This window comes from Rhodovulum sp. P5 (assembly GCF_002079305.1).
In the GTDB taxonomy this organism is placed as follows: Bacteria; Pseudomonadota; Alphaproteobacteria; order Rhodobacterales; family Rhodobacteraceae; genus Rhodovulum.
On sequence record NZ_CP015039.1, the window covers coordinates 2638567 to 2645000 of the forward strand.

The 6434-nt window shown below is 63.0% G+C and carries 5 protein-coding genes (1 of these 5 running past the window's edge); 2 read left to right on the forward strand and 3 right to left on the reverse strand.

Going from position 1 to position 6434, the window contains the following annotated elements:
• Window positions 1-17 precede the first annotated feature (17 nt).
• On the forward strand, window positions 18-1382 hold the full coding sequence (locus RGUI_RS12710) for a polysaccharide biosynthesis/export family protein (RefSeq protein ID WP_253798366.1): 1365 nt from the start codon (window positions 18-20) through the stop codon (window positions 1380-1382).
• Between the two features lie 299 nt (window positions 1383-1681).
• Here the strand turns inward: RGUI_RS12710 and RGUI_RS12715 are convergent, their stop codons facing one another.
• The 3 genes from RGUI_RS12715 to RGUI_RS12725 form a co-directional block, all read right to left on the reverse strand.
• Window positions 1682-2362, reverse strand: coding sequence for a sugar transferase (locus RGUI_RS12715; RefSeq protein ID WP_081533495.1), 681 nt, complete (start codon window positions 2360-2362; stop codon window positions 1682-1684).
• A 376-nt stretch (window positions 2363-2738) separates the two neighbouring features.
• Entirely contained in the window at window positions 2739-3560 is an 822-nt protein-coding gene (gene kdsA / locus RGUI_RS12720) for a 3-deoxy-8-phosphooctulonate synthase (protein ID WP_081533497.1), read from the reverse strand.
• A 172-nt stretch (window positions 3561-3732) separates the two neighbouring features.
• Window positions 3733-4644 carry a hydrogen peroxide-inducible genes activator gene (locus tag RGUI_RS12725; protein WP_081533499.1) on the reverse strand — a complete coding sequence of 304 codons (912 nt, stop codon included), beginning with the start codon at window positions 4642-4644 and terminating at the stop codon, window positions 3733-3735.
• A 186-nt stretch (window positions 4645-4830) separates the two neighbouring features.
• On the opposite strand from RGUI_RS12725, the gene katG reads away from it, so the two are divergent.
• Window positions 4831-6434, forward strand: the 5' portion of a protein-coding gene (gene katG, locus RGUI_RS12730; protein ID WP_081533501.1) for a catalase/peroxidase HPI. The gene runs 574 nt beyond the window's last position; the window shows 1604 of its 2178 coding nt (coding positions 1-1604); it begins with the start codon at window positions 4831-4833; its stop codon lies beyond the right edge, outside the window.

The window sequence follows — 6434 nt, forward strand, 5'->3', positions numbered from 1 at the left end:
AACCCGGAGACGTGATCGTGCACGCCGTAGCAAAACTGACAGCCCTTGTTCTGATCCTCGCCGGGTGCAGCACCGTTTATCGCAGCCCCGCGGTCGTACCCGGCGCGGATGACGGCGCCAAGGTTCGGGTCTTGCCCGTCACGGCGGAAAGCGTGCTTCAGGCCAACCGATCCTCATACGATCCCAAGACCCTGCCGGCGATCTTCGCGATGACAGCGGGCACCGGCGGCGGGCTGCGCGGGGTGGGCGATTTGCCCGACGCGCCGGTCGTGCCGGCGACGCGCCCGGGTGTGCTGGAACTGACCCCGCCGCCGCCGGCGGATCCGGGGCCCTACCTGATCGGGGTGGGGGATGTGGTGCTGTTGTCGACCCCGCCCGCGACCTCGACCATCGAGGAACTGTCGGGGCTGCTGGCTGCGCAGAACAGCCGCCAAGGCTATACGGTGCAGGACGACGGCACCATCAACATTCCAAATGTCGGCCGTGTGCGGATTTCGGGCATGACCGTGGACCAGGCCGAGGCGGAACTGTTCCAGGCGCTGGTTTCGAAACAGATCGACCCGACCTTCAGTCTGGAGATCTCTGGTTTCAAGTCGCAGAAAGTCTCAATCGGCGGGGCCGTTGCAAAGCCGGCCGTTGTGCCAATCACCCTGACGCCCCTTTACCTTGACGAGGCGCTGGCCGCGGTCGGTGGGCTGACGGTCGAGGATCAGGACTATGCCTCCATCCGCATCTATCGTGACGGTGCGTTGTACCAGATCCCGCTGAAAGAGCTTTATTCGCGCCGCGGGCTGCGCCGCACCCGGCTGGTGAACGGCGACGCGGTGTTCGTGGATACCGAATACGATCTGGTTCAGGCCGAATCCTACTTCGAACAGCAGATCCGTCTGACACAGGCCCGGCAGGAGACACGCCGTCTGGCCATGACCGAACTGCAGACGGCGGTTGGTTTGCGCCGCGCCGAACTGGAAGAGGCCCGCAGCAATTACCAGACCAGCTTGGATCTGGGCGCCGACGACCGGGACTATGTCTACCTTTCGGGAGAGTTCAACCGGCAGACCCGGTTTGCGCTGCCCTATGGCCGAAAGGCGTCGCTGGCCGATGCGATCTATGACGAGGCGCAGGGCGTGCGGCTTGAAACCGGGGATGTCTCGCAGGTCTATGTTCTGCGGGCGTCGACCGATCCGCGGGAATTCGGCGCGATCACCGCATGGCACCTGAACCTGCGCAACGCGGCCAAGATCGCCCTGATGCCCCGGTTCGAATTGCGCCCGGACGACGTGATCTTCGTCGCCGCGCAACCCGTCACGCGTTGGGGCCGGACGATTTCGCAGATCACGCCGTCGCTTATCACCCAACCGATCTCGGCCACCCTGCGATAGGGTCTTTGCGCGCCGCGGGCGGTCCGTTCGATGCCCGCCGGGACCGCGATGCAAGCGGTTGGCCTGCCTTGTGCGGCATGGGCTTGATGACACGTTTTCTGCTTCAGGTGAGCGCCGTCATTCGGGCATGGGGTATGCCGTGGGCCCCTTCGGCGCGCGCCATGAGTGGGCCACGGCCGTTACATGAAGTGCGGGCCAAGAGCCTGTTCTTTCCGCTGGCCTGTGCGATATCTGATCTGCCGACATGAAAAAGCCGGACAGGGTGTGATCCTGCCCGGCGGTATCGGGGTGCTGAGGGGTTACTTGCCGGTGCGAAAGATCACGGCAGCGCCCGTTTTCCAGATGATCGACAGGTCCGTGCGCAGGGAGCAGTGTTCGAGGTAAGAGATGTCGAGAGCGATCCGCTCGCCATAGCTGATCTCGTTGCGCCCGGAGACTTGCCACAACCCGGTCACGCCGGGTGTCATCGCCATGTACGAAGACGCGTGCTGTCCATAACGCTGCAGTTCTTCCGTCACGATCGGGCGCGGACCGACGAAGCTCATCTCACCCGTCAGCACATTGAAGATCTGCGGGATCTCATCAAGGCTCGTCTTGCGGATGAAGCGTCCGATCCGGGTAACACGGGGATCGTCCGTCAGTTTGAAGTCGCGCTCCCATTCCGCAGCGGCCTCGGGGTTTCGCGCGAGATATGCCTTCAGCTTGTGTTCCGCATTCACGACCATGCTGCGGATCTTCCAGCACTTGAACGGCTTGCCGTTACGGCCGACACGAGTGTGAAGGAAGAAACCCGGGCCTCCGTCCAGCCGAACAAGAACCCAGAGCAGGGCAATCACCGGCAACAACACCGGAAGCGACAGAATCGCCAGTGTGATGTCAAAGATGCGCTTACCGTAACGCACATAAAATCCGTGTCCCGATTCGACACGATCAGCCAGTGCCGGATCGAACGGCGTCGCCGAAAAATCATATCCCTTCAATGTCTTGACCCCTTTGTTGGGGCGAACGGAAGGTGACAGCAATTGCTGCCCCGCACGCCGGCCGAAAACTCTTACTTCCCCAATTGCCCGGTTAACCGATCGCCTGAAGCCCGGCAATTAATAGTTTGATTACACACCCTCTGACGGCAGCGGTTCCCCGCTTAGCCGATGAAAAGGGCACTCTGCGGCGGCCGATTCTGCCCCGTGCCCGCTTCTTGAGCGGGGCTGAATCGCGGGGCGCATACTCGAAAGACGGCGGTCTGAACCGCCGTTGGGGCCGTTTCTGGTGATGCATTTGGGGGCGTCTGCTGCCGTTTCCCGGCCGACGGCGCCTCTCCGGCGTAGCCGCCGGAGGGTCTTCCCGTTCGACGCCCTTCTAGGCCTTGGTCAGCGCATCATGGGCCTTGAGGTCTTTCAGGAGGCCTTCGAGTTCGGCGAGGGGAACCATGTTCGGGCCGTCAGACGGGGACTTGTCCGGGTCTTCGTGGGTTTCGATGAACACCGCGGCACAGCCAACGGCAATCGCAGCGCGCGCAAGCGGCGGGACAAATTCCCGCTGTCCGCCCGTGGCACTTCCCAAACCGCCCGGAAGTTGCACCGAATGCGTCGCGTCGAACACGACCGGATAGCCGGTGTCGGCCATGATCGGCAGCGAGCGGAAGTCGGAGACCAGCATGTTGTAACCGAAGGATGTGCCCCGGTCGCACAGAAGGATATTCTCATTGCCGGTCGAGGCGATCTTGTCGGCGACATTCTTCATGTCCCAAGGTGCCAGGAACTGGCCCTTCTTGACGTTGATCGCCTTTCCGGTTTCGCCCGCGGCCAGAAGAAGGTCCGTCTGGCGGCACAGGAAGGCCGGGATTTGCAGGATATCGACGGCCTCTGCCGCGCGGGCGACCTGATGCACCTCATGCACGTCGGTGATGACCGGGCAGCCGAATTCCTCGCGGATCCGGACGAGGATTTCGAGCCCCTTTTCGATCCCGAGGCCACGCATGCCCGAGATGGAGGACCGGTTCGCCTTGTCGTAGCTGGCCTTGAACACGAAGGGGATGTCGTGGGCGTCGGCCATCTCACCGATCCGGCTGGCCAGCATGCGCGCATGGTCCAGGCTTTCAAGTTGGCAGGGACCGGAGATCAGCGTGAAGGGCTGGTCATTGGCGATCGACAGCGATCCGACTCGAACGGTCTTGGGCATGGGATACCTTCTTGCAGGCTGGGCTCGCCATGTGTGGCGATCATGAGTGGTTCGGTTCCCGCGTCACATGTACGAATTCACCGCCTTGGGTCAATAACGTGGTCCGGTGCAGGCTGGACCTTGGTGCCGGGTTTTCACCCAGCCGAGATGGCGTGGGGCATACTGTTGGGGGTTAGCGGATGAGTTCGAAATCCGGTGCGGCCTCCAGCCCCCTGACGATTCTTGCGACTTCGTCGAACTGGGAAGACAGCGGCGATGTCTTGCGCCAGACCATGCCGATGGTGCGGGTCGGGCGCGGCTTGGGCAGGCGTACGACAGATACCGGGGCCGAGAGCGTTTCCACCGGAACCGCCATTTCGGGGATCAGGGTGACCCCGATGCCCGCCCCGACCATCTGGACGAGGGTCGAGAGCGAGCTTCCCTCCATCAGGTCGCGGGGCAGGGACGACGACAATTTGCAGAAGGAGAGCGCCTGATCGCGAAAACAGTGGCCTTCCTCCAACAACAGCAAACGCATCTCGCGCAGGGAGTCTGGCCGGGGGACGGGTTTGTCCGCATCCGCGACGGGGCGGACCAGAACGAACTCCTCCTCGAAAAGCCGATGTTCGACCAGGGCAGGTTCCGAAATCGGAAGGGCGACGATGGCGGTGTCGAGTCGTCCTTCCAGAAGTTCCTCGATCAGTCGGCCGGTGATGGCCTCACGCGGGCGCAGTTCCAGCGCGGGATATTGCAGGGTCAGGCTCTTGATCAGGCGCGGCAGAAGATAGGGGGCGACCGTCGGGATCACCCCAAGCCGAAGCCGCCCGGTCAGTGCGGTGTGGGACGCCCGGGCAAGGTCGCCCAGTTCCTCGACCGAGCGCAGGATGCCGCGGGCGCGTGCGGCCAGCGATTCTCCCAGCCCGGTCAGGCGCACCTGCCGTGGCCCCCGTTCGACCAGCGGTGCGCCAAGGATGTCCTCCAGTTCCTTCATCTGCACCGACAGCGCAGGTTGCGATATCGCGCAGGCCTCGGCCGCCCGGCCGAAATGTTCGTGGCGGGCCAGCGCCTCGAAGTATCGAAGCTGTTTCAGGGTGATACGGTTCATAGGTCAAGGTTATCGTTTCGATTAGAAAATACCAATTAAAATTATTCCAAGCTGTGGTAGAAGACCCGTGTTGAAGGGACGGTTCACCCGCCGGAGATTCGGACGCGGCGCGAAAGCGATCAGGGAATCTCTGGTGTGGGGTATACTTCCCGAACGTCAGACGGCGAAGCCATTTGGGAGAGAGAGATGGACGGAAACGACACCCCGATGACCGGCAAATGCCCTGTCATGCACGGCGGGAATACGGCGATGGGCACGGGCGTGATGGACTGGTGGCCGAACGCGCTGAACCTTGACATCCTGCACCAGCACGACACGAAAACCGATCCGCTGGGTCGGGAGTTCAACTACCGCGAGGAGGTGAAGACCCTCGATTTCGACGCGGTAAAGGCGGACCTGCACGCGCTGCTGACCGACAGCCAGGAATGGTGGCCGGCCGACTGGGGGCACTATGGTGGCCTGATGATCCGCATGGCATGGCACGCGGCGGGGTCCTACCGCATCGCGGATGGCCGCGGCGGTGGCGGCACCGGCAACCAGCGCTTCGCGCCGCTGAACTCGTGGCCGGACAATGTCAGCCTCGACAAGGCCCGCCGCTTGCTGTGGCCGGTCAAGAAGAAATACGGCAGCAAGCTCAGCTGGGCCGACCTCATCATCCTGGCCGGCAACGTCGCCTATGAATCGATGGGCCTGAAGACCTTCGGCTTTGCCTTTGGGCGCGAGGATATCTGGCATCCCGAGAAAGACACCTATTGGGGCGCCGAAAAGGAATGGCTCGCCCCTTCGGACGAGCGGTACGAGGACGTCTCCGACCCCTCGACCATGGAAAACCCGCTGGCCGCCGTGCAGATGGGCCTGATCTACGTGAACCCCGAGGGGGTGAATGGCCAGCCCGACCCGATCAAGACGGGCGAACAGGTGCGCGAGACGTTCAAGCGGATGGCGATGAACGACGAGGAAACCGCAGCGCTGACCGCGGGCGGCCACACCGTCGGCAAGTGCCACGGGAATGGCGATGCCTCGGTCCTTGGTCCCGATCCCGAAGCGGCCGGTCCCGAATGCCAGGGTTTCGGCTGGGCCAACCCCAACCAGAACGGCAAGGCCGCCAATGCCGTGACCTCGGGGATTGAGGGCGCATGGACCAAATTCCCGACCAAGTTTGACATGGGCTATTTCAACTATCTCTTCAACTACGACTGGGAGCTGAAGAAATCTCCCGCCGGTGCATGGCAGTGGGAACCGGTGAACATGCCGGAAGAGGAAAAGCCGGTCGATGCATCCGACCCGTCGATCCGCCGCAATCCGATCATGACCGATGCGGACATGGCGATGAAGATGGACCCGGTCTATCGCGAGATCTGCGAAAAGTTCATGGCCGATCCGGCCTATTTCGAAGATTGCTTCGCCCGCGCATGGTTCAAGCTGACCCATCGCGACATGGGCCCCAAGGCACGCTATGTCGGGCCCGAGGCGCCGCAGGAAGACCTGATCTGGCAGGATCCGATCCCGGCGGGCTCCACCGGCTATGACGTGGCTGCGGTGAAGGCCAAGATCGCCGATAGCGGCCTGTCGATCGGCGACATGGTTGCCACCGCCTGGGACAGTGCCCGCACCTATCGCGGGTCGGACATGCGCGGCGGCGCCAATGGTGCGCGCATCCGGCTTGCCCCGCAGAAAGACTGGGAAGGCAATGAACCCGAGCGTCTGGCCCGTGTCCTGTCGGTGCTGGAACCCATCGCGGCCGACACCGGCGCAAGCGTTGCGGACGTGATCGTTCTGGCAGGCAATGT

Coding starts and splice junctions, on each gene's coding strand:
- kdsA (WP_081533497.1), bottom strand. CDS start 3,560: ATGCCCAAGACCGTTCGAGTCGGATCGCTGTCGATCGCCAATGACCAG.
- RGUI_RS12725 (WP_081533499.1), bottom strand. CDS start 4,644: ATGAACCGTATCACCCTGAAACAGCTTCGATACTTCGAGGCGCTGGCC.